Origin of the sequence: Paenibacillus sp. 2TAF8 (genome assembly GCF_052114825.1) — a bacterium.
Classification (GTDB): Bacteria; Bacillota; Bacilli; order Paenibacillales; family Paenibacillaceae; genus Paenibacillus.
On sequence record NZ_JBFRFN010000021.1, the window covers coordinates 54,558 to 74,737 of the forward strand.

General features: G+C 49.2%; 22 protein-coding genes. 1 reads left to right on the forward strand and 21 read right to left on the reverse strand.

The window, feature by feature from the left end:
• Positions 1-239 precede the first annotated feature (239 nt).
• The 15 genes from AB4Z30_RS24000 to modA all read right to left on the reverse strand — a co-directional run bounded on the left by AB4Z30_RS24000 (position 240) and on the right by modA (position 13,053).
• On the reverse strand, positions 240-956 hold the full coding sequence (locus AB4Z30_RS24000) for a glycosyltransferase (RefSeq protein WP_441929955.1): 717 nt from the start codon (positions 954-956) through the stop codon (positions 240-242).
• Complete coding sequence (locus tag AB4Z30_RS24005) at positions 953-1,894, reverse strand: NAD-dependent epimerase/dehydratase family protein (protein WP_441929956.1); 942 nt, start codon at positions 1,892-1,894, stop codon at positions 953-955. Before AB4Z30_RS24005 ends, AB4Z30_RS24000 begins: the two co-directional genes overlap by 4 nt.
• Positions 1,876-2,703, reverse strand: a complete 828-nt coding sequence (locus AB4Z30_RS24010; protein ID WP_441929957.1) for a dTDP-4-dehydrorhamnose reductase family protein — start codon at positions 2,701-2,703, stop codon at positions 1,876-1,878. The genes AB4Z30_RS24005 and AB4Z30_RS24010 overlap by 19 nt, the downstream gene beginning before the upstream one ends.
• Positions 2,700-3,686, reverse strand: coding sequence for a polysaccharide biosynthesis protein (locus tag AB4Z30_RS24015; protein ID WP_441929958.1), 987 nt, complete (start codon positions 3,684-3,686; stop codon positions 2,700-2,702). The genes AB4Z30_RS24010 and AB4Z30_RS24015 overlap by 4 nt, the downstream gene beginning before the upstream one ends.
• Entirely contained in the window at positions 3,679-4,770 is a 1,092-nt protein-coding gene (gene wecB, locus AB4Z30_RS24020) for a non-hydrolyzing UDP-N-acetylglucosamine 2-epimerase (RefSeq protein ID WP_441929997.1), read from the reverse strand. The genes AB4Z30_RS24015 and wecB overlap by 8 nt, the downstream gene beginning before the upstream one ends.
• Positions 4,771-4,858: 88 nt before the next feature.
• On the reverse strand, positions 4,859-6,535 hold the full coding sequence (locus AB4Z30_RS24025) for a glycosyltransferase family 4 protein (RefSeq protein ID WP_441929959.1): 1,677 nt from the start codon (positions 6,533-6,535) through the stop codon (positions 4,859-4,861).
• Positions 6,536-6,553: 18 nt separating this feature from the next.
• Positions 6,554-7,696, reverse strand: coding sequence for a CgeB family protein (locus AB4Z30_RS24030; RefSeq protein ID WP_441929960.1), 1,143 nt, complete (start codon positions 7,694-7,696; stop codon positions 6,554-6,556).
• A 63-nt stretch (positions 7,697-7,759) separates the two neighbouring features.
• Positions 7,760-8,854: a CgeB family protein gene (locus AB4Z30_RS24035; RefSeq protein WP_441929961.1), complete on the reverse strand. Its 1,095-nt coding sequence runs from the start codon at positions 8,852-8,854 to the stop codon at positions 7,760-7,762.
• Between the two features lie 313 nt (positions 8,855-9,167).
• Positions 9,168-9,506, reverse strand: a complete 339-nt coding sequence (locus tag AB4Z30_RS24040; RefSeq protein WP_441929962.1) for a hypothetical protein — start codon at positions 9,504-9,506, stop codon at positions 9,168-9,170.
• Position 9,507: 1 nt separating this feature from the next.
• On the reverse strand, positions 9,508-9,807 hold the full coding sequence (locus AB4Z30_RS24045) for a hypothetical protein (protein ID WP_441929963.1): 300 nt from the start codon (positions 9,805-9,807) through the stop codon (positions 9,508-9,510).
• Positions 9,804-10,145 carry a restriction endonuclease subunit S gene (locus AB4Z30_RS24050; protein ID WP_441929964.1) on the reverse strand — a complete coding sequence of 114 codons (342 nt, stop codon included), beginning with the start codon at positions 10,143-10,145 and terminating at the stop codon, positions 9,804-9,806. The genes AB4Z30_RS24045 and AB4Z30_RS24050 overlap by 4 nt, the downstream gene beginning before the upstream one ends.
• A 23-nt stretch (positions 10,146-10,168) precedes the next feature.
• Entirely contained in the window at positions 10,169-10,456 is a 288-nt protein-coding gene (locus AB4Z30_RS24055; protein ID WP_090919291.1) for a nucleoside-diphosphate sugar epimerase, read from the reverse strand.
• 393 nt (positions 10,457-10,849) lie between these two features.
• Entirely contained in the window at positions 10,850-11,182 is a 333-nt protein-coding gene (locus AB4Z30_RS24060; protein WP_441929965.1) for a hypothetical protein, read from the reverse strand.
• 336 nt (positions 11,183-11,518) lie between these two features.
• Complete coding sequence (gene modB, locus AB4Z30_RS24065) at positions 11,519-12,208, reverse strand: molybdate ABC transporter permease subunit (RefSeq protein ID WP_441929966.1); 690 nt, start codon at positions 12,206-12,208, stop codon at positions 11,519-11,521.
• Positions 12,205-13,053, reverse strand: a complete 849-nt coding sequence (gene modA / locus AB4Z30_RS24070; protein ID WP_441929998.1) for a molybdate ABC transporter substrate-binding protein — start codon at positions 13,051-13,053, stop codon at positions 12,205-12,207. The genes modB and modA overlap by 4 nt, the downstream gene beginning before the upstream one ends.
• 302 nt (positions 13,054-13,355) lie before the next feature.
• On the opposite strand from modA, the gene AB4Z30_RS24075 reads away from it, so the two are divergent.
• Positions 13,356-14,468, forward strand: a complete 1,113-nt coding sequence (locus AB4Z30_RS24075; RefSeq protein ID WP_441929967.1) for a substrate-binding domain-containing protein — start codon at positions 13,356-13,358, stop codon at positions 14,466-14,468.
• Positions 14,469-14,636: 168 nt separating this feature from the next.
• Here AB4Z30_RS24075 and AB4Z30_RS24080 read toward each other — a convergent pair whose 3' ends face one another.
• The 6 genes from AB4Z30_RS24080 to cntE (AB4Z30_RS24105) all read right to left on the reverse strand — a co-directional run bounded on the left by AB4Z30_RS24080 (position 14,637) and on the right by cntE (AB4Z30_RS24105) (position 20,170).
• Positions 14,637-14,762, reverse strand: a complete 126-nt coding sequence (locus AB4Z30_RS24080; protein WP_441929968.1) for a hypothetical protein — start codon at positions 14,760-14,762, stop codon at positions 14,637-14,639.
• Between the two features lie 497 nt (positions 14,763-15,259).
• A complete protein-coding gene (locus AB4Z30_RS24085; protein WP_441929969.1) occupies positions 15,260-15,601 on the reverse strand; it encodes a DUF3024 domain-containing protein in 342 nt (113 codons plus the stop codon).
• 38 nt (positions 15,602-15,639) lie between these two features.
• Positions 15,640-15,909 carry a 30S ribosomal protein S14 gene (gene rpsN / locus AB4Z30_RS24090; protein WP_184182664.1) on the reverse strand — a complete coding sequence of 90 codons (270 nt, stop codon included), beginning with the start codon at positions 15,907-15,909 and terminating at the stop codon, positions 15,640-15,642.
• 146 nt (positions 15,910-16,055) lie between these two features.
• Positions 16,056-17,252, reverse strand: coding sequence for a GTP-binding protein (locus AB4Z30_RS24095; RefSeq protein WP_441929970.1), 1,197 nt, complete (start codon positions 17,250-17,252; stop codon positions 16,056-16,058).
• A gap of 423 nt (positions 17,253-17,675) precedes the next feature.
• A complete protein-coding gene (cntE, locus tag AB4Z30_RS24100; protein ID WP_441929971.1) occupies positions 17,676-18,911 on the reverse strand; it encodes a staphylopine family metallophore export MFS transporter CntE in 1,236 nt (411 codons plus the stop codon).
• 65 nt (positions 18,912-18,976) lie between these two features.
• Positions 18,977-20,170 (reverse strand): staphylopine family metallophore export MFS transporter CntE, encoded by a 1,194-nt coding sequence (gene cntE, locus AB4Z30_RS24105; RefSeq protein ID WP_441929999.1) that lies wholly within the window; start codon positions 20,168-20,170, stop codon positions 18,977-18,979.
• Between the last annotated feature and the right edge of the window lie 10 nt (positions 20,171-20,180).

Genomic DNA, 20,180 nt, shown 5'->3' on the forward strand with positions numbered 1-20,180 from the left:
CAAACTCTTGCGTCTCCTCCAGTATATGAAGCTTCCAAGCAGCGGCATCGGGCATTCGCGGTATGATGAACGTACATTTTATACCTTTTGTACTGTATAACAGAGCAGTCGCACCTTCTGATATTAAATCTAACTTATGGCACACATCCGGTTACGTATCTCTTGATTCCCCTCGCAAAAGGCTACGCCAAACAGGCCGCTATTCAGCACGCAGCGCGGCTTCATAACGGCCTCCTTCGCTATCCGCCAAGCGCAGCAATACGCTGCTGCAACGGTTCGCGGTACCTGGACCAGACCATGGACGCTTCTCTGCCGATCACGTCCGCATGACGCACTGATCCCATCCCTCCATGCCAGCGATACGCCGTTAGCGGCTCATTCAGGTACGGGAAGCGATGACCATTAAGCAGCATGCGCAGCCAGAGATCGAGATCATGCGTATAAGGCAATAGTTCATCAAACAGCCCTACGCCGCTGAATAAATCCTTGCGAATCATGACCGTGCAGCCATTGACCGGATTGCCGCCATTAAACCGGCGTAGACAATCCAGTTCAGACATTGGCTCAGGCCCGCCATGCATTTTGGTAACTGCCGAATGTTCATTGATATAGTGAAAATTCGTATGGGAAACCAGCACATTTTCACGTTGCATGAATTCAAGCTGGTAACGGATTTTGTCAGGATAAAAGAAATCATCTGAACTCAGCCAAGCCACATAATCACCCGAGGCATGCCGAATACCATGATTCAGCGCGGAAGCAGTTCCACCGTTGCTTTTGCCAAGCACGTTGATATGCGACAAATAAGGCTGGAGCAGCTCCGCATGCCTCGTGGAGCCGTCGTTGACGACAATAATCTCCACCTCAGGATAGGTTTGATCCAGCGCACTCTGGATCGCCATCGGCACGTACGGGCAATTGTAAAACGGAATCACAATGGATACTCGCGGAATCATCCTGTCGTCCTCCCTTGCTGGGCACGAACATCACTCAAAATATCTCGCAGCGAAGCCTCAAAAGGGATCTGCGGCTGCCAGCCCAGCTTACGCAGTTCCGACATTTTCTCCTGCTTCCCTGCTCCGTCCGGCCCGGAGGAAGCTCCATCCCAGCGGATCGGCACCTTTGCTTCTGTCATGGACAACAGCAGATCCGTTATCTCGCCAAGACTCCGCTCCACCCCGGACACCACCGGATACACTGTACCGATTGTGCCATGCAGTAGTAAGGAAGCGTATGCCCTAACTGCATCCCGTACATCCAGAAAGTCACGTGTGTTATCCCGACCGGACAAGCGGAACGCTTCGGTTTTGCCCATCTGCTCACAGGCAGCTACATGACGGGCGAGCAGGGAGCAGATGCCTGTGGATGGCCCGGCTCCGATCAGATTACCCGGTTCGGCTAGCATGATCTGCTGACCGAACAGGGACATCCAAGACAGGGACACCATCTCCTCCAGCGCTTTACTCAAGCTGTACGGATGAGGCGGCTGAGGAATGCGTCCAGGTTCCGGGGTATATTTGAGCCTTGAGCCCACAATTACGGTTCGAGCCTCCGGACAACTACGTAATGCATCTAGCAGATATAACACTGCCATGACATTGGTTTCAAGCACGAGCAGCGGATCGGCCCAGGAATCTGGCACCGAGTTTTTTCCAGCAAGATGTAATACGTAGTCTGGCTGAACCTGCTTAATCATGTCGCGGACTTGATGTTTATTATTCAGATCACAGACATATACACCTACGGTTTCACCAAAGGAATACACATCCGGTCTGCGGACGACCGCTGTAACCTTCGCTCCGATGCTTTGAAAATAAGTTACAGCATGCCGCCCCGTAAAACCGGAGGCGCCTGTAATCAGTACTTTTTTACCCGTCAGCTCTGCTCCATCCATAATGCCAGCTCCTTCAGCATAGTTGAATAGTCCGGCAGGTCTGTCTTCACATCCTCACGGGTGGATACGAGCGTGCGATCCTGTACCATGCTATCATCCGGTATAATCTTCACATCCAGTTTGTTCCAAACCTGCTGGAACAGCACAAGCAAATCATGTTTGCTGACTGGTTCAGGATGAGCAAGATGGATCAGGCCACTGACTGGAGAATCCAGATAATGGTCTACCCATTTGGCAAGCTCAAGTGTGGTTACACCATTCCAGAAGACACGCGTATACCCGCCAACCTCACCCGTACTGGACATAAACCACTGCATCAGACCAATACCACCCTGCCGGATTTCAGGTCCAATAATGGAGGTCCGTATCGTCAGATGTCCTTCATCCTGCACTTCACCGAGTGCTTTTGTAATCGCGTAGGCAGACGTACCGTCTGTCAAATCATCCTCCCGATATGCCCCACGATCTCCGCTGAACACACAATCTGTGCTGATATGGATCAGACGTGCACCGATGGAATCAGCCATCCGCCGCAAACGATGCGGTAGAAAACCGTTGATATGATAGGCGCCAATCTTATCCTCATCCGCGAAGCTGTTCAGCACACCAACCGCGTTAATGATAACGTCCGGGTGCACCGCTTCTACAAGCCTGTCGACCATGAAGCTATCATTCACATCCAGGACCAAACCGTTCGGGTCAGTCACATCCCGGGTGGTGTAGAAGACACTGTGCACACCTTGACGGCGGAAATAGTCGACCAGAATATGGCCGGCCATTCCGTTTCCCCCAAGAATCAGCAGCTTCATGACAGAAACCCTCCGCGCTTCAGAATCTCACGAATCTCCTCTTTCGTCATGAGTTGGTGCTCCGAACTAAAGCTGCTGTATGGCACCGGTGGGCAGTTGGTGTAATGTTCACGCAATCCTGGAATGCCGAGCGTAGGCAAAATCACCAGATACTGTTCGTCGTAGACAACAGTCGTCATGCTTTCGAATTCACTCATCAGAATTTCGTGAATTTTCTCACCTGGACGAACGCCACGTTCTACAATCGCTACGTTTTCCACACCGGAATCTTCAATGAGAACCTCGGCAAGATCGACAATCTTGCATGTTGGCATCGTCATGACAAAGATTTCACCGCCAACACTTTCTACCGAAGCTTTGAACAGTAGTTTAATCGCGTCCTTAAGTGTAAGAAAGAACCGGGTCATGCCCATATCGGTGATAGATACCTGACCTTTTTGGCGAATCTGGTTTTTGAACAGATGCACAACACTGCCGTTCGTGCCAAGCACATTGCCGCCCCGCACCGTGACAAACTTCGTATCACTATGAAGCAGGTTCGCATAAACAATCAATTTCTCACCGATCGCTTTGGTCATTCCATAGAAGTTCGAAGGATTGGCCGCTTTGTCAGTCGAAATATAAATGACTTTTTTCACTTTATTTTCAATCGCCGCTTCGATGACATTCTGTGTGCCGATCACGTTTGTTTTGAGTGCTTCATAAGGCTGGTCTTCACATACCGGTACATGCTTGAGTGCAGCCAGATGGAAAACATAGTCCACATGCTGGCAGGCTGCCGTCAATGCATCCCTGTCACGAATATCCCCAATGCGAAAGTGAAGGCGCGGGTCTTCAAAATCACGACTCATCGCTACCTGGCTAGACTCGTTGCGAGAGTACACAATAATTTCTTTGGGCTGCTGAGGCAACAGTTGAGCGACAAGCTCATACCCCCATGATCCCGTACCGCCAGTCACGAGTATACGCTTATTTTCAAACATGTATTTTCCCTCCAAGCAGAAATTTGACCACTTTACTGGACACATCCGTTGCCTTGTAACCTTGCGGACAATCCCAGTCATTTGGCAGTTTGGTCATCACGTTCACGCAATCTGCAATGCGCGCGGCTTCCAGGCCGGAGACCACATTGCTGCCACAATCTACCGTTTCGGGACGTTCTGTCGTGCGACGCATCGTCACGGTAGGCACCCCCATGATGCAGCATTCCTCCTGAACCGTTCCGCTGTCTGTGAGTGCACAGCGTGCATGTCGCTCCAGCATGACAAAGTCAAAAAATCCAAACGGCTCATGGAATTCCACCAGCGGGTGCATCTCCAGCTGCAGATGTTCGGCAATTCGAATCGCTGTTCGCGGATGAATGCTGCATATCACCCGTTGACCATGCTCCTCCGCGACTTGATTCAGTCCTTTCATAATCTCCAGCAGATGAGGAGGATGATCGACATTTTCAGCCCGATGAGCGGTAACGAGAAAATAGTGTCCAGGCTTCAGCTTGAGTTTTTTTAAAATTTTGCTGGCATTGACCTGTGGAGCATAATGTTCCATCACCTCGTAGATCGGATTGCCCGTAAGCACAATACGGCGGCTGGGCACGCCTTCACTGACAAGATGTTTCTTACTTTGTTCGGTGTAAGGCATGTTAATGGTCGAGATCGCATCAATAACGCGGCGGTTTTTTTCCTCCGGCACATCCAGATCGAAACAGCGATTCCCCGCCTCCATATGAATAACGGGAATGCCCATACGTTCAGCGAGTACGGCACACAAGGCACTGTTCGTGTCTCCGAGCAAAAGCACCTTGTCGGGCTTCTCCTGCCGGATCAAGTCCTCCATCTGTGTAAACATGGAGGACAATTGCCGTCCCAATGAGGCGGCTTCATCCTGAAGAACGTAATCCGGGGCACGCAGACCCATTTCCTTGAAAAAAAGACCGCTGAGACTCTCTGTGAAGTTCTGTCCCGTGTGTACCAGAATATGTTTGGACGCATACTGGTCCAGCTTGGAAATGATCAGGCTGAGCCGAATAATCTCAGGTCTCGTACCCAGCACCGTCATGATCTTCATCATCATCCCTGCCTTCTATCGTGTATTAGAAACCCCTTTTTCTTGTATTGGGATCCCACTCTTTAACGTGTATTGGGAACTTTGTCTCTTATCGTGTATTGGAACTTTTGCGTGCCGTACGGCGGCGTCCCTTACTTCTGGAAGAGCGTCTGCGTGTAGACAATTTCGAAGCAGATGCGTGCCGGCTTTTTACTTTACGGGCCGTACGGCTCTTCTTCCCGGTTCGGATTGTCCGTTTCACCGCTTTGAGCTTACGGCGAGAAGTCGGAACACTTCTCTTGCGGCGGCGTTTTCTCACGCGGATTACCGATTCAATCCGTTGATCTTCTTCGCGTAGTTTTCCGGCTCCCTCCCCCTGCTGTGTCACGGTTACTGGCGGCAACGAAGAGCGAGGTAGAAGCTGCACAATGTTTTCTGGGAATAGCAACGTCCGTATAAGGGCTGGATCGGAAATCAGTACTGTACGAAGTCCGCCATCCCCCCAAGTCAACACAGGACCATTCGGTGGCTGGATATACTTGAACCATCCGGGAAAACAGAGCAACCACTGTGTGACCATCGTATGCAGCTTCACTCGGTAGGTTTCGATTCCATACAGCTTTTCCGCTTCTGTCCGGTTACGCCATCCGGTATCGGAAGCAAGCTCGGAATCATTCAGCAACGTTGTAGCCAGCGTAACGAGTGCATCACTATCCCCAGGCGGAGCCAGAAATGCACCACTGCCTACGGATTCCATCAATTCACTGAGGCCACCCTGAGCAAAGGCAATGACCGGTTTGGCAAAATAAAGTCCCTCCAGCGCAGTCATGCCGAATCCTTCTTTTACCATACTGGGGATGACAACGATATCCATCGCAGCGTAGGCCAGAGATACATTTTCCTCGAACGTGGTAAAAATGAAGCGCCTTGCGTACCCGGATCTTTTCACCCGTGATACACATTCGTCGTAATACTTTTTGTCTGATGGTGCGCCAATGATCCAGAAGCGGCAGCGCGGATGAGTCTCGCACAGCTTCAGTGCCATATCTACAAAGGGTTTTAAACCTTTGGCATCATATATAAAGGAAGAGATATAACCGATACAGGTATGTGAGGACTTGAAGCCAAGCTCCCTGCGTTTTCGCTCACGTAGATGAAGCCAGCGATCCGGTGCAGGCAGGGAAGGCTCCCAGGTCGGGGGAATAATGGTTATCCGGTCACCCATGCCTGCTTCTTTGAACGGTACCGCTGCCGTCTCAGAAATCCCGATAATCCAGTCCGCATACCGGCCGATCATCTGGATCGCTTCGGCTGTGTGTTCATTCGTCTGAATAATCTCGGTAATTTTCCAGATGACCGGAATTCCCAGTGATTTTGCAGCCACAGCGGGCATCACATTCACACAGGTATTAGTTAGAATCATATCGGGCTCGTGACTTCGAATCAGCCAGAGCGCATCCTGAAATGCCGGGGTGTGCCGCAGATGTTCTGCATCTTGTGCAATGCCCTGATAGGGGGTGTACACACCGTGAAGCATCGGCAAATTACAGATGTGAACCTGGATGCCAAACCTTCGTGCGAATGAAGTAAGTTTCCCTTCTTGGGGTGCGACGAGCACACACTCGAAGATCGCACCGATCTCTCTCATAAAATGAAGCAAAAGCTTCTCCGCCCCTGTAATACTGCGGGTATTGCATACATGGGAAAACAGCATCAGTTTTGGTTTCATTGCCATGGCCGCACACGGACCCTGCATACAGACAAGCCGATACAGGGTACTGTGCACACCTCCTCCTGGCCGAGATTAAGGGAATACAATGCTTAACAATTGATTGATTCTTCTGCCGTACGTGTGATCTTTCAATGTCCGTTCCAGCCCTCGCAGGGCAATCTCGCGCCGTTCCTTCTCATGTGTGAGGTAATAATCCACCTTCTCAATCAATTCCTGCGGTGAAGAATACGTCTCGATCTCCACCCCTGGTTTATAGAAACGTGCCAGATCGTCGCGTGCATCGGTCAGTTGCAGTGTTGTGCTAGCGGCAATCTCAAACGTTCTCGGGTTTGGTGAGGCTGGCGGAATTTTGATCTGGTTATTGTTGACTGAATCATCCTCATGGGAGCGATGCAGATTGATGACGATTTTGGTGCCGTTATATACGTCATTGGTCTCTTGCGGACTCATCCAGCGACCCAGCTCAATTTTCTCGCCATAGGCCGTATAGTCAGGCAGACGATCCCACCAGATGCCGTTAAAGACGGTATTGTGCGACATAAGATGCGGCATGATTGGATTGAAGAAATACACGCGGTTCCAGTATGCTGAGCCGATAAAGCTAACTTCCCGTTTGAGCGGGGAAGGGGTTGTGATCGGGAAGTAGTGGTTGGTGAATGCGGCAAAAGGCATATAATGCACGGACGCACAGCCATGCTGGCGATATAGTTCAATACAATTCAGTTCCAGTGTGAATACATGATCATAATGCTTCACAATCTCCAGAGTCATGTCGGTGTAATACGGATCGTCTGTAAGCCAGATTGCCGTCTGAATTCCCGCTTGGCGTATGGCATCGATGTGCTCGATAGGGATATCCATGCCATCCAGCACTAACACCAGGTCAGGACGGGTTTCGAGCGCAACTTGTGATACCGGCTGGCGTGGATCAGACAACGTCACCTGAGCAACCATACCCTGAAGTGTAGACATAATCGCTTCATCCAGCGGAGAGTATGGGAAACCTTTCCCCGAAGAAACATAGAGCACGTGAAGCTGCCGGAAAGGCAGGGGCTCTTGTGCACAATTCACAATATAGTTGGCGCGGCCACGCAGGTACCCTTCTTCTTTACCTGCATCAAATCCGGCCCGCTGCCCGTTTTTTCGCGCCTGATCTGCCAGGCTGACTACAGGTGGTTGATGAACCTTTCTCGTTTTACGATGTTTGAGAGACATACCGCCACTCCTTTTTATTTGGGATAACGTGCTTCCTGATGCTGCCCTTCCACAGAAGGGAGACTACAGATGTCCTAACAACTCGGTAATGCGGCGGTTAAACGTATGGCGATTCATGGTGGTGAGCAGACCTCGCCAAGCGATGATCTGGCGTTCTTCTTCATGATGCAGATAATAGTGGATCTTGCGCTGCAGTTCTGCCGCTGTGCTAAATGTCTCGATGTCATATCCAGGCTGGTAATACCGGGGCAAATCTCCACGAGTATCGGTAATCTGCATTGTGCCGCAAGCACCGATCTCATAGGTGCGTGGATTGATCGAACGCCCCGATATTTGATGGGTATTTCGATTATCCTCCCCGTTCTCACAGGTTCGGTGTACGTTAATTACGATTTTGGCGCCATTGTAATAATCAACCGTTGCCTCCGGATCAATCCACCCTTCATGAATGAACTGTCCCAGTACATCGAGCCTCGCCAGGCGGTTCCACTGACTTCCGGCAATGAACACCCTTTTATCCGCAAGGTACGGAGCGAGCTGATTAAACAAATCGATACGATTCCAGAACCCAGTGCCAATAAAGCAGATATCGTACTGATATTGCGGCTCTGTGCGGCGTGGATGATACATGCCAGGATTTACAGCGAGCGGCATGTAAATGACCCGTCGTGCTCCTTGGTTTGTGTAGAAGGGCACGGTCGCCTCTTCATGAGTAAACACGATATCGTAATGCTGACAGATGGTCGCGGTATCCTCCGTGAAATAGGGATCATCGACAAACCATACAGCTGTTCGAATCCCCAGTTCACGTATTCCCTTCACCTGCTCCAAGTGATTCTCGGGAAATACGTGCAGACCGTTCATCACAAGAACAACATCAGGCCGGTGCTGACTGGCTTCTTGCAACATCGCTGCTGGCGATCCAACAACGCATTCTCGAACCGACTGTTGCAGTGCCAGAATGACACCCTGATCAATGGCATCGAATCCCTGTGGGATATACAATATCTTCATGTCCCGCAAGGTCGGTTCAAATGGCTGCACCCGCTCCATGATAGCCTGACAGCCGCCAAACCTGCGGCCTTCTGCATATCCGCCGCGGTAGGCCGCCTCCGCTTCAGTCAGCGGGCGGTGTCTTCGTTTTGCCACATTCTTCACCCTGTCTTCCTTCAAGGAGATCTCATTTCCTGACTCTCCACGAGATTGGTCTTCCCTCTAAAGGATATGCCTCGGGGTCAGATGCATCATGGACGGGTGTCCTGCAAGGCTCAAAATTGGCGTCTGCCCTCCATATTCGCCTGCACGGGCATGTCCGCTACTGCGGTCATGCAAAGAGCCCGGAGGGATGTGTCCCTCCGGGCTGTAACCTTAAACTGTATGTTAACCATAGGTATAAATTATACGTCGTCGCGCTTTGCTGTTTCTTCGACAACAGTTTCATTCATGGCTAGTTCTTGAACGGCTGTATTTACTACTGTGCTTTGTATGCCAATTGGTGTCCGTCCTCGAATCCCTTGGCGAAACCCGCGTTGAATCCCTCGTTGTACGCCTCGTTGTACCCCTGGCTGTACGCGCTGTCCGGGTTTGGATCGGTAGGGGTAACCGGGGCGACAGGTCGAACGAGTCCCTTGTTCCGGTGCCTCTGCACCGTACGTTTCTTTTTTTTCAGCCACGCACTGCGCCCTTTGCCTGTACGTTTGTGAACAACACGCTTGGATTTCAGCGCACGCAGCTTGCGAATTTTGCGCAAACGGGCACCGCGGGCTACTAAAGCCCGTTTGGCTTTGAGCCTAGATTTCTTTTTTAACATATCAGCATTCCTCCTGTAGGTCCCCGGCAGTACGAACGACACATCCGGGGTCTTTGAGCCAAGGCAGACCTGGTTCCCCATAACGAATTCGGGTCAGCCTGATCCCCGTGACCATACGAGACATCTCTTCCTGGTAACGGCTAAGCAGACGTATGTTCTCTGCGAGACTGCGGGCAGATACTTCCGAATGAGAAGATACACTGGCTACACTGTCCAGAATGCGGGCGAGCGCCTGCTGGCTGTGTGCGATTGATTCGATCAGCGCCAGTTTGACCTCCTGCTCACGCTGCAACAGACTCATTTCCCCATATCCCCGAGATCCATGCCGCCAAACATGCCCCCGTCCATTCCGCCGCCATCTTCGCTGTCATTCTGTACCATCACCGCTTTAAGGTTGTTGCAAAGTCCCGTCTCCATACGAGTTAGTCCTTCCAGCAGCTCCACCAGTTGCTCATGCATTTTAAGTGGTTCTCCTACCTGGTCACCATGGGTTAAAAAGCTATCCCCATTCAGATGATTCAGTGTCCAGTTCCGTACTTTCTCGGCCTCAATGGCTTTGGCCTCCAGAATCAGCGCAATATTCCACTGCATCTTGGCAGCTGCATCCAGCATCAGAATAAGACTTTGTTCTCTGCTCATGTTTCATCACCCGCCTTCCGGGCTTATTCTTCTTCTTGTACCGCGATCTCCCGCATAACCTGGGTCAGCGTTTCGGCCACAGCTTCTTCCAGGTCAGCAAGCCCGCCCAGGTAGGAGATAATGCTTTTGTTAATCTGTCCCGAGCTGTCCAGCAAACCTTCCACTCCATCCAGTTCCGGCTCGTTATCCGGCAGATGGTGGATGATCTCCGACATGCGTACAGCCACCTGGCGTTTGGCATCCAATACCCGTGCAATCTGCTGGTGTGAATGTGCAATATGGTTAATAATTTCATCGATTTTACTCTGCATGGTGCTCCTCCTTTCGGTTAAGGCCTGCTTCACCCATAGAAAACCCGGCCTATCAGCATTTGCCTGCTACAGCATATGCCGGGCCGGGATCGTCAGTTCCTCCAGCTTGCGCCTATTCGTTGAAATCACATCATTCCTGTATACCATTAAATTACGTAGCTCCAATTCGAAAAGCAACGGTGCCGTGTTACCAGAGGGAAGCAGCTTTAGCTTTTAAAAGCAAAAAAGCCACTCCCCGTTTAGCACTGGAGAATAGCTTTGTTCTACAATATGTTATTTCATTGTGTTACTTCAATGTGTTACTTCCAAGTGAGCACTTGATCTGGGCAAGCGAAGAGGATCGTGAATTTTACGCAAGTCTGAACTATTATCCGTGTTATTTCATAACGACTTCTATCTGCGACTCGCCCACTTAATTTTCCGGGCTACTTCCACCCGCTGTAATTGCAACACACCTACACGTTCTTCGAACTTTTTACGTTCATCCAGAGAGTGAGCGGCATGAATCTGATGACATAGGCCTGTCAATTTACTATTGATATAATCAAATCTCATCCATAATTCTTCTTCAGGAGTATGTTGCTGCTCCGTTGCCGTTTGAAATATTTTGAGTTGCTGGATAAGGGACTGGCGCCATTCGTGATCTTGAATTTGAATGGCAAAATGCAAAAGATCCAGATAATCATCGATTTGCAACGTTATGTCGCAATCAAGTTTAGTCTTCATCGTCGTCTCTCCTTATTTCAATGCTTGGCTGGAATCAGTTACCTCCTATTTTACAGGAACAAGCCCCCGGAAAGCGAGTACTGAATGGTACATTTTTGGAAAAAAATTTGTTTTTTTTCGCCGAAAAGGGCTTTACTTTTCCATTATGATCATTTTCATTCCTCCTGAGGACATATGTCAGCTGATCCATAATAAAAACCCGCTATCCGAGAATAAATTCTCCAAGCGGATTTTACATGCTTTTGCCGATTGTTGCGAGATATTGCAGATTATTTACAAGTTATAAGATACTGTTACGAACTTTATGTCGCTCCGGTTTATTAGATTTGATTTGAACTAAAAGGATGATTTGCTGTCGCGCTGCTGTCTCGTCATGAGTAACATGAGGAAGGATATAATAATGATCGATATCGTCCAGGCCCAGGCCATCGTCTGATTTCCCGAATCAACAGCGACATAAATAGCCGTTGGCACCGTCTGGGTTTTGCCGGGAATGTTGCCTGCAATCATTAGTGTTGCGCCAAATTCCCCCAGCGCACGGGCAAAGCCCAGAATAAAAGCGGTCATCAACGCTCTACCTGCCATTGGCAACGTAATGTAACGGAACACCTGCCATTCACCTGCTCCGATAGACCGTCCTGCATCCTCCAGGTCTCGATCCACCCCGTTAAAACCGGATTTCATCGTCTGATACACCAGCGGGAAGGCCACAACGACAGAAGCAATGACCGCAGCCCACCACGAAAAAATGACAGGTGCCGAAAAGATCGCCTCGATCCAACGTCCGAGCAAACTTCTGCGACCTAGGAGGACGAGTAACAGAAATCCGACCACCGTTGGAGGCAGTACGAGTGGTAGCATGAGAACGGTCTCCAGAACAATCTTACCTCGAAATGCAATACGTGACATTTTCCAAGCGACAGCTACCCCCACCACAACCGCTATAACACTGGATAACAGCGCCACCTGAAGGGACAGACGCACCGGGGGCCAGAACATGGACCAGTCGATCATGGTCATGTTCATTTCGGAATCGAGAATCCGTATTTCGCAAAGATATCCAGCACTTCAGGTGTCTGTAGATAAGCATAGAATTGTTCAGCCTCTGAGCGATGTTTCGTGCCTTCAATGATGCCTAGCGGATAATTCGCTGGTGTGTAACTGGTTTTATCTACTTCAAACGCAATTGTCACTTGGCTAGAGGTGAGTGCATCGGTTTTATACACAAATCCGGCATCCGCATTGCCTGTTTCTACATACTGAAGCACTTGTCTGACGTCTTTGCCTTGAACAAACTTGCTCTCAAGCTGATCCCACAGCTTCGCATTAGTCAAAGCTTCCTTCGCATAAGTACCCGCAGGTACACTCTCGGGAATGCCAATGGCTACCGTTTTGATGGCGTCACTGGTCAGATCTTTCTCACTGGTCACAGTGTTTGTCCCATCCGCGGGTATAATAGCTACCAGTGAATTTTGAAGCAAGTTCTTCTGGTCGCTTGACGCAATCAGATTCTCATCAACTAGTGCCTTCATATTTTTGGCAGATGCAGATACAAATAGATCTGCGGGTGCTCCCTGCTCGATCTGCTGCTGTAATGCACCGGACGCCCCGAAGTTAAAGCTCAGGCTGATATTGGGATTGGCTTGTTCAAAGTTCGTCTGGATCTCCTTCATTGCATCGGTCAGACTTGCTGCAGCGGAAACGATCAGCTCGACTTTTTCCTGTGGCTCTGTCGTTGCTGGCGTTGTATTCTCCCCAGAAGCTGCTGGTGTAGAGGCTGCTGGTTGATTTGCAGAAGAAGCCGCATCTTGCTTATTCGTATCTGCGTTTGCACCACAGCCAGCCAGTAAAAGCGCCAGTCCCAGTGACATAGTTCCAAGTACATATCCGATTCTTTTATTCACTTGTTCTCCCCCAAAACCCATAATTAACGTTATGTTTAGTTATAAATAGATATAATTGATTATAAATAATTATACACAGAACAAATAAAATAGGAAGGTGATATTCATCACATTCCGGGTTTAACACAGTATGACGGCTTTTTTTATTGTCCGTTCCCAAGTTTATGCGTATGTTCAAATAATGGTATAGTACAAGAAACACCCTTTTATATGAAATTAGATGTTTAGGGTTTTACGGCCTTTATATTATAGAGGGAGGTTCTTCATCAATGACGGAGGAGCAATCCTACACAACCGAAGAAATTGCCAAGCTACTTAAAATATCAAAACTGACCGTCTATGACCTGATCAAAAAGGGAGACCTGGTCGCCTATCGTGTGGGCAAACAGATGCGCATTGATGCTGCCGATCTGGACGCTTACAAACGACGTTCCAAGCAACTTCAGGCGCCAGCACAGGCGCAGCCAAATGCAGCGCCTGGAGTGACAACCGAGCAACTATCGAGCGAGGCTATCCAGAAGCATAGCCCGATTGCTGGCTCTTCCACAGTCATGGGTCAAGGAGAGCCGCAGCATGCGATGACATCTCATAATAGGATTACATCCGCTTCTCAAACGGCTTCACCTGCATTCGCAAGTTCTCTGGCTTGCTACGGTCAAAACATTGCCGGTACGGCTCGCCATCTGGTTATTACAGGACAAGATGTCAGTCTGGATATTCTGATGCGTCATATCGAGAAACAATCTCGGGAGATTCGTCCACTGCGCTCTTTTATGGGTAGTTTGGATGGACTAATCTCGATGTATCGGGGAGAGTCCGATCTGGTTAGCACCCATCTGCTGGATGGGGACACCGGAGAGTATAATCTGCCGTATATTCGCAAAATTTTAACAGGCTGGTCCTATATTGTAGTCAATCTGTTGTCCCGCCCTGCGGGCCTGTATGTTCCACGCGGTAACCCCCGTCAGTTAAACAACTGGACAGATCTAAACCAATCAGGCCTGCGTCTCGCAAATCGGGAAAAAGGTTCTGGCGCCAGGGTGCTGCTGGACGAGCAGTTGCGACTACACGGGATATCCGCTGCTGGACTACTCGGATATGATATGGAAGAAACAAGTCATATGGGCGTGGCAGCGAAAGTCAGTTCCGGCGAAGCCGATGTAGGTGTTGGCATTGAGAAGGCCGCTCGCCTTGTCGGACAAGTCGATTTCATTCCTCTCGTGCAGGAGCGCTATGACTTAGTCATGCTGAGAAAACAAGGGAACGAGGCCTGGATTGAATCCGTTTTACACATCCTCCGATCTCCAGAGTTCAGACAAGAGTTGCGAGCGTTTGAGGGGTATGACGTATCACGTACGGGGGAAGTTTTATTCGAGGCTTAGCTGTGGGAGAGTTGAGTAGCTTGAAGTGTGTGCAGATGAAGGAATGAGGGACGATGTGAACGGAGAGATGGGGAGTGAGGGGCGTCGGTGAGGATGTCAGCAGGGTAACAGATTGTACGGTGTATGGGCTGTACGGTTGTACGGTCTAGAGCTGCACGGTTATACGGTCTACAGGGGCAGGGAACCAGTGTACTCCACTCCATCCAATGTTTGCTCTTCACCAGTTGTTTGCTCTTCACCAGTTGTTTGCTCTTCGCCAGCTGTTTGCTCTTCAACAAATGACCGCTTCTCCACCTGCACTCCTTACGCTAACGATCACCAGAGATCTTATTTAGCCACATTTCACAGTATAAAAAATCTAACGATCACGAGAGAGCTTATTCCGCTGAAAATCACCGATTCCCCCGTCATAATCGCCATTTTCAGCAAAATAACGCTTCTACGGATCGTTAGAATTTCAAATCCGCTTTTTTGGGGTGAATAGCGTTCCTGGGGATCGTTAGAATTTTGTACTAGAGATTTTTAGGGGCACGAGCCGAGCCTACTGCAGTAGTTTCTTTCACCTTCGCCACATTTCTCTCCAGCCAAGTTACTCTACCCTCTCGCACCACTTTACTCTCACCACCAAGTTACTCCACTTATTCGCACCACCCATTTAAAACCTTTCACGACAAAACAAAAAGAGGACCCCAATCGTTGTCCACGATTCCGATCCTCATATAGCTAATGTGCGCTTCTCCAGTTATTTTAGTTATTTCAGTTCTACCACAAGACGCACCACAATTATGTTTTCAATCACGTTCACGCCAAAACACCCCGGAGTCATCTCGCTCCACTTGCTCCAATACATCCTCAAAGTCGGAGCATGGCATAACCATTTCCGCTGGACTCCAGCTGTGCTGATCATCGCTAGCAAATACCTTCCACTGGTCTCCCTCCCAGTAAAAACGAGCAATCGGCATTCGCTCCCACTGATATCGTTGTCCAGCAGGGCGCTCTTCGGTGAGAATCAACTCATTTTCCTGCATCTCGTAGGTTAACTTCACCATCGTCCGTAACTCTGCTGGTACTTTCTCATGAACATAACCGTTCATCAAGGCTACAATTCGCCGCTGCGTAAACATATCCAACATGGAAGAGACCTCCTTATCAAGAACTCCGCTTATAATACTTACCAGCTCGATTTGGTAACTCCCGGGATTTGACCTTGATGAGCCAGTTCACGGAATTTGATCCGGGATACTTTGAATTTGCGCAGATATCCACGCGGACGGCCTGTGACCTCGCAACGATTTTTCAATCTGGTTGGTGAAGCATTACGAGGTAGCTTTTGTAACGCCTCATAGTCTCCTTTTTCCTTCAGTTCGCGGCGCAGTTCCGCATACTTCGCTACGACCGCCTGACGTTGTTTCTCACGCACAACCTTTGATTTCTTAGCCATCTTCTACAGCTCCTTTGTTAGATTGAAATTTTTAGATGTTTTATGAAAAGTATCTCGCCCACTAAATCCATAAGGTTGTCCTGCTGTAACGCCCAGATCACTTATAGCTCCTACAGCCCTTCTTCCCTTACACCTTCAAGCCTCTATTACACAGCCTCGACAGGCCAAGGCAACGGGTTATCAAAATGTCTCCAATCTGCCAGCATCTCTTCATCACTGAGCAGACATTGATCCAGTTCATCCTCAATGATAGAACGCTCCATATCAATTCCGATCATGACCAATTCCGTTTGGCGATCGCCCCACTCGGCATCCCATTTTGCAAGCACATCCGGCTCTGTCCGCAAAATCTCTTCCTTGTCCGCTTCCGGCAGTGCAGCAACCCAATGCCCGACAGGCCCAAACTGGATGGATGGCCCTGCCTGACTCAGACTGGCAGCCACATCCCCTTCAGCCGCAAGCCATACCAGCCCTTTGGCACGTACAACCTCCTCCGGCCAGTAGCTCATGAATTCAGCCAGACGGGAAGGATGAAACGGCTTCCTGCGGCGGTACACAAATGATCCAATACCGTATTCTTCAGTCTCTGGTGTGTGGGACTCTTTTTCCAACTCCTGAATCCAGCCAGCCGACATACTCACTTTCTCAAAATCAAATCGTCCCGTATTCAAAATCTCCACCGGATTCACCTGTCCGTTCACCGTACGAATGATTTTGGCACTCGGTTGCAACTTACGGATTATGCCCTCCAGTTTGTGAAGTTCCGCTTCTTCCACGAGATCACATTTGTTCAGTAGCAACACATCACAGGTCTCAATCTGATCAATGAGCAAATCGACCACATCACGAGTATCTTCCTCTCCAGTCGCCTGATTCCGATCAAGCAAGCTTTGCCCTGAGGCATAATCATGCCAGAACCGGTTGGCATCAACGACAGTGACGAGACAATCCAGCTTCGCTAGACGTGTCAGATCGATGCCTGTCTCTTCATCGGCGTATGTAAATGTCTGTGCTACCGGAACAGGTTCGCTAATACCTGTCGACTCGATCAGAATGTAGTCATACTTGCCTTCGTTCACCAGCTTTTTGATCTCCTGCATCAGATCATCACGGAGGGTGCAACATATGCAGCCGTTAGACATTTCCACCAGTTTCTCTTCGGTACGAGAGAGTGTAGCCTCCCCTTTCACCATAGCCGCATCAATGTTGACCTCACTCATGTCGTTCACGATCACAGCAACTTTCAGCCCTTGCCGATTGTGCAACACATGATTCAGAACCGTTGTTTTACCTGACCCAAGATAACCGCTAAGAACGGTTACCGGTATTTGCTTTTGTGTCATATGATCTACTCCTTATAGGTACAATCCATCTTGATAGGTGGATTTTTGTTTAATAGTAATAATTACGATTAACAACAATGACTATAATCCTGCTTGGCGCCGTTGTCAAATCTTTTTTCGTGTCTCGTGCAAAAAAAATAATAAAAAAAGCTTATGACTCCCCTGCACATTCGCATTCGCATTCGTAATGCGCTTCGCAGAAGAACCCATAAGCTTTATCTGTAACTCTTTATTTGTAATTCTTTATTTGTAATTCTTTATTTGTAACTATTAATCAGTAAGTCTTTACCTGTAGCTCTTCATCTGTAGCTCCTGTTTGTATAACCCTATTGCTTGCGACCTGTGCCGCTTCCTTTACCTTCTTCCGTACCTTACCTAAATCTACACCATACCCTTGTCTTTCCTTCTGTCTTCCAACTCAACTCACTGACTCGCTGACGCAGTAATAGGCTTATTCCCGGCTTCCATCCGCTGTCTGAAAAACACCACGACAATCAATGCGGCAACAGAAATCATCGTACAAACCGTAAACATGGCTGAATAAGAGCTGATCTGCACTACAATGCCCATCGCCAGCCCGCCCAGCGAAAAACCGAGGTCGTACGAGGACATAAATATGCCCATAAGCACGTATCTCGAATCCGCAGGCAATACAAAGGATAAATACGTGGTCAGGGTGGGATATAGCAACGCCAGCGCAAACCCGCTAAACACTGCAGAAATATACACAAACGGCCCCAGTGTATCCATCAGGCTAAGCAGCTGTGTCCCGAGCGCCGCAGATAACATCAGACCTGCCATAAGCCACGTATTCCAGCTGCCGTCCGAAGGTATTTTTTTGCGTAAAATAAATCGGCATAGGATCACCACCAGACCCTGAATCGTCAAAAAGATACCCGCACTCGCTACACCTGTCGATACCATATAGAGCGGAAGAAACGTCGCTGTCGCTCCGAAAACACAGGAAGCAAACAGCATGACCACACTGCTGACGAGCAGGGGTGTACTGCGCCAGATGCCACTGAACGAGCGAAGCATATCCCCCAGCGTATACGTTTTGTTCTGCACCGTGCTCTGTGGTAAATCCACCTTGTATCCGAGCAACATGGGTAATGCCGCCAGTCCAATCATCAACAGCGTAAACGCAAGCTCACTGGCGTTTTGCCAGATTTGCACGGCCAGAATCGGGATGACTAGCGAAGGCACCATCGTAAACAAGGTGTACATCGCCAGGCCTTGCGCACGATCCTTATCCTCCAGTCTTTCTACAATGCCTGCCTGCATCGTCATTGAAAAAAATGCGGTCGCCACGCCCTGCAATGCCCGTAGCCACAGGTACGTTTCTACCCCGGATACAATAAACAGTAGCAACGTCCCGGCATGTAACATCAGCAGCCATCGCATAACCCGGAGCGGTCCATACTTGCCCAGCATCTGTGCCGCAAATGGTCGGAGCAGCATGCAGGTGAACATGTAACTGCCCATCATCAGACCAATTTCAGCCTGATTTAGCCCGGCCATTTCACTGCGCAAAGGCAAAATAATCGTCAACGCCGCATTCGCCGCAAAAAACAAAAAAGCCAGTATGTAAAACCCGATAAAGGAAAACGATACCGGGTCTAATTTTCCACTGGATGTTGTTGTTATAGAAGATTTCAATAGTTCATACCTGCTTTCTCTAACACGTACCCACGTACCCACGTTCCCGTTCCCTGGCCGTCAGCTCATGAGGTTCCGGTAGTCGCTTTACGCCGTTCATAGGCAAAAACGATCATTACCGCTCCTAGAATAGCACAGATCGTGTACATAAATGAATAGGAAGACATGTCAGCGATTGGCCCCATGACTGCACCACCCAGCGAAATGCCTAAATCAGCCGTCGCAATAAACAAACCCATGAGTACATTGCGGTTCAGCTGAGGCAAAACAAAGGACAGATACGTCGTGAGCGTTGGATACAAAATGGCTTGAGCGATCCCCATCAGAACGGCACCCGAATAAAAGAAGAGTATGCCTCCCGTAACGGAAAAACTCACACATTGTGCCGCAACAGCCAGCAAAAGCATCGTGGTCATGATAAACGGTGAATGCCACTTCCCGTCCGAAGGAATGCGTTTGCGGAGTGCGATTCGAGCCAGCACCACTGTACCCGCCTGCAGCATCAAGTATACGCCGGCATTGCCGCTATTAATCTGACTCGCATACAGCGGAATAAATGTAGTGACCGCGCCAAATACCACCGATGCACTCAGCATCAGCATACTACAGCGGAACAACAATGGATTTTTCACCAGCTGGCCGAAGGACTCCCACATACTCACGTTCTGCCCGGATGCATCTGTAGCGGACTGTAGTTGTTCCTTATGTTTTTCTATCTTGGCTGTATATCCGAATACACCCGTACAGACCGCGATTCCGATTAACACCACTGTAAAATAATCCATGCCTCCGGTCTGCCAAATGGCTAAAGCAAGCACCGGGCCAACAATGCCCGGAATGTAGCTGAACAGTGAATAATAGGAGATGCCCTGAGAACGCTCTTTCTCCGGTAGTGCATCAATGATGCCAATCTGCAGCGCCATGGAAAAAAAGGCCGTCGATACGCCTTGTAAAATACGGGCAATCAGATAACCACCAAGTCCTGTAAACGTGTAGAGAATCAAGGCAAAGCCATTGATAATCAGAATAAAACGCAGTATTTTGATCGGCCCGTGCTTTTGAATAATTTTACCCGCCCACGGTCTGAAAAACATCGTTGTAAACATATACGCACCCATAATCAGCCCGATCGTTGTGCTGCTAGCACCGAGGAATGCCCCCTGCAACGGAATAATCACATTCAGAATGGCATTGGCACTGAAGTAGAGTAGCACCAAAATGTACAAACGCAAAAAAGGCCATGACATTGCCCCACTCACAACAATTGTT

Bases quoted from the DNA above. Each gene is read 5' to 3' on its own strand.
- AB4Z30_RS24000 (WP_441929955.1), bottom strand. From the start codon at position 956: ATGATTCCGCGAGTATCCATTGTGATTCCGTTTTACAATTGCCCGTAC.
- AB4Z30_RS24005 (WP_441929956.1), bottom strand. From the start codon at position 1,894: ATGGATGGAGCAGAGCTGACGGGTAAAAAAGTACTGATTACAGGCGCC.
- AB4Z30_RS24010 (WP_441929957.1), bottom strand. From the start codon at position 2,703: ATGAAGCTGCTGATTCTTGGGGGAAACGGAATGGCCGGCCATATTCTG.
- AB4Z30_RS24015 (WP_441929958.1), bottom strand. From the start codon at position 3,686: ATGTTTGAAAATAAGCGTATACTCGTGACTGGCGGTACGGGATCATGG.
- wecB (WP_441929997.1), bottom strand. From the start codon at position 4,770: ATGAAGATCATGACGGTGCTGGGTACGAGACCTGAGATTATTCGGCTC.
- AB4Z30_RS24030 (WP_441929960.1), bottom strand. From the start codon at position 7,696: ATGTCTCTCAAACATCGTAAAACGAGAAAGGTTCATCAACCACCTGTA.
- AB4Z30_RS24040 (WP_441929962.1), bottom strand. From the start codon at position 9,506: ATGTTAAAAAAGAAATCTAGGCTCAAAGCCAAACGGGCTTTAGTAGCC.
- AB4Z30_RS24045 (WP_441929963.1), bottom strand. From the start codon at position 9,807: ATGAGTCTGTTGCAGCGTGAGCAGGAGGTCAAACTGGCGCTGATCGAA.
- AB4Z30_RS24050 (WP_441929964.1), bottom strand. From the start codon at position 10,145: ATGAGCAGAGAACAAAGTCTTATTCTGATGCTGGATGCAGCTGCCAAG.
- AB4Z30_RS24055 (WP_090919291.1), bottom strand. From the start codon at position 10,456: ATGCAGAGTAAAATCGATGAAATTATTAACCATATTGCACATTCACAC.
- AB4Z30_RS24060 (WP_441929965.1), bottom strand. From the start codon at position 11,182: ATGAAGACTAAACTTGATTGCGACATAACGTTGCAAATCGATGATTAT.
- modB (WP_441929966.1), bottom strand. From the start codon at position 12,208: ATGAACATGACCATGATCGACTGGTCCATGTTCTGGCCCCCGGTGCGT.
- modA (WP_441929998.1), bottom strand. From the start codon at position 13,053: ATGTCACTGGGACTGGCGCTTTTACTGGCTGGCTGTGGTGCAAACGCA.
- AB4Z30_RS24075 (WP_441929967.1), top strand. From the start codon at position 13,356: ATGACGGAGGAGCAATCCTACACAACCGAAGAAATTGCCAAGCTACTT.
- AB4Z30_RS24085 (WP_441929969.1), bottom strand. From the start codon at position 15,601: ATGTTGGATATGTTTACGCAGCGGCGAATTGTAGCCTTGATGAACGGT.
- rpsN (WP_184182664.1), bottom strand. From the start codon at position 15,909: ATGGCTAAGAAATCAAAGGTTGTGCGTGAGAAACAACGTCAGGCGGTC.
- AB4Z30_RS24095 (WP_441929970.1), bottom strand. From the start codon at position 17,252: ATGACACAAAAGCAAATACCGGTAACCGTTCTTAGCGGTTATCTTGGG.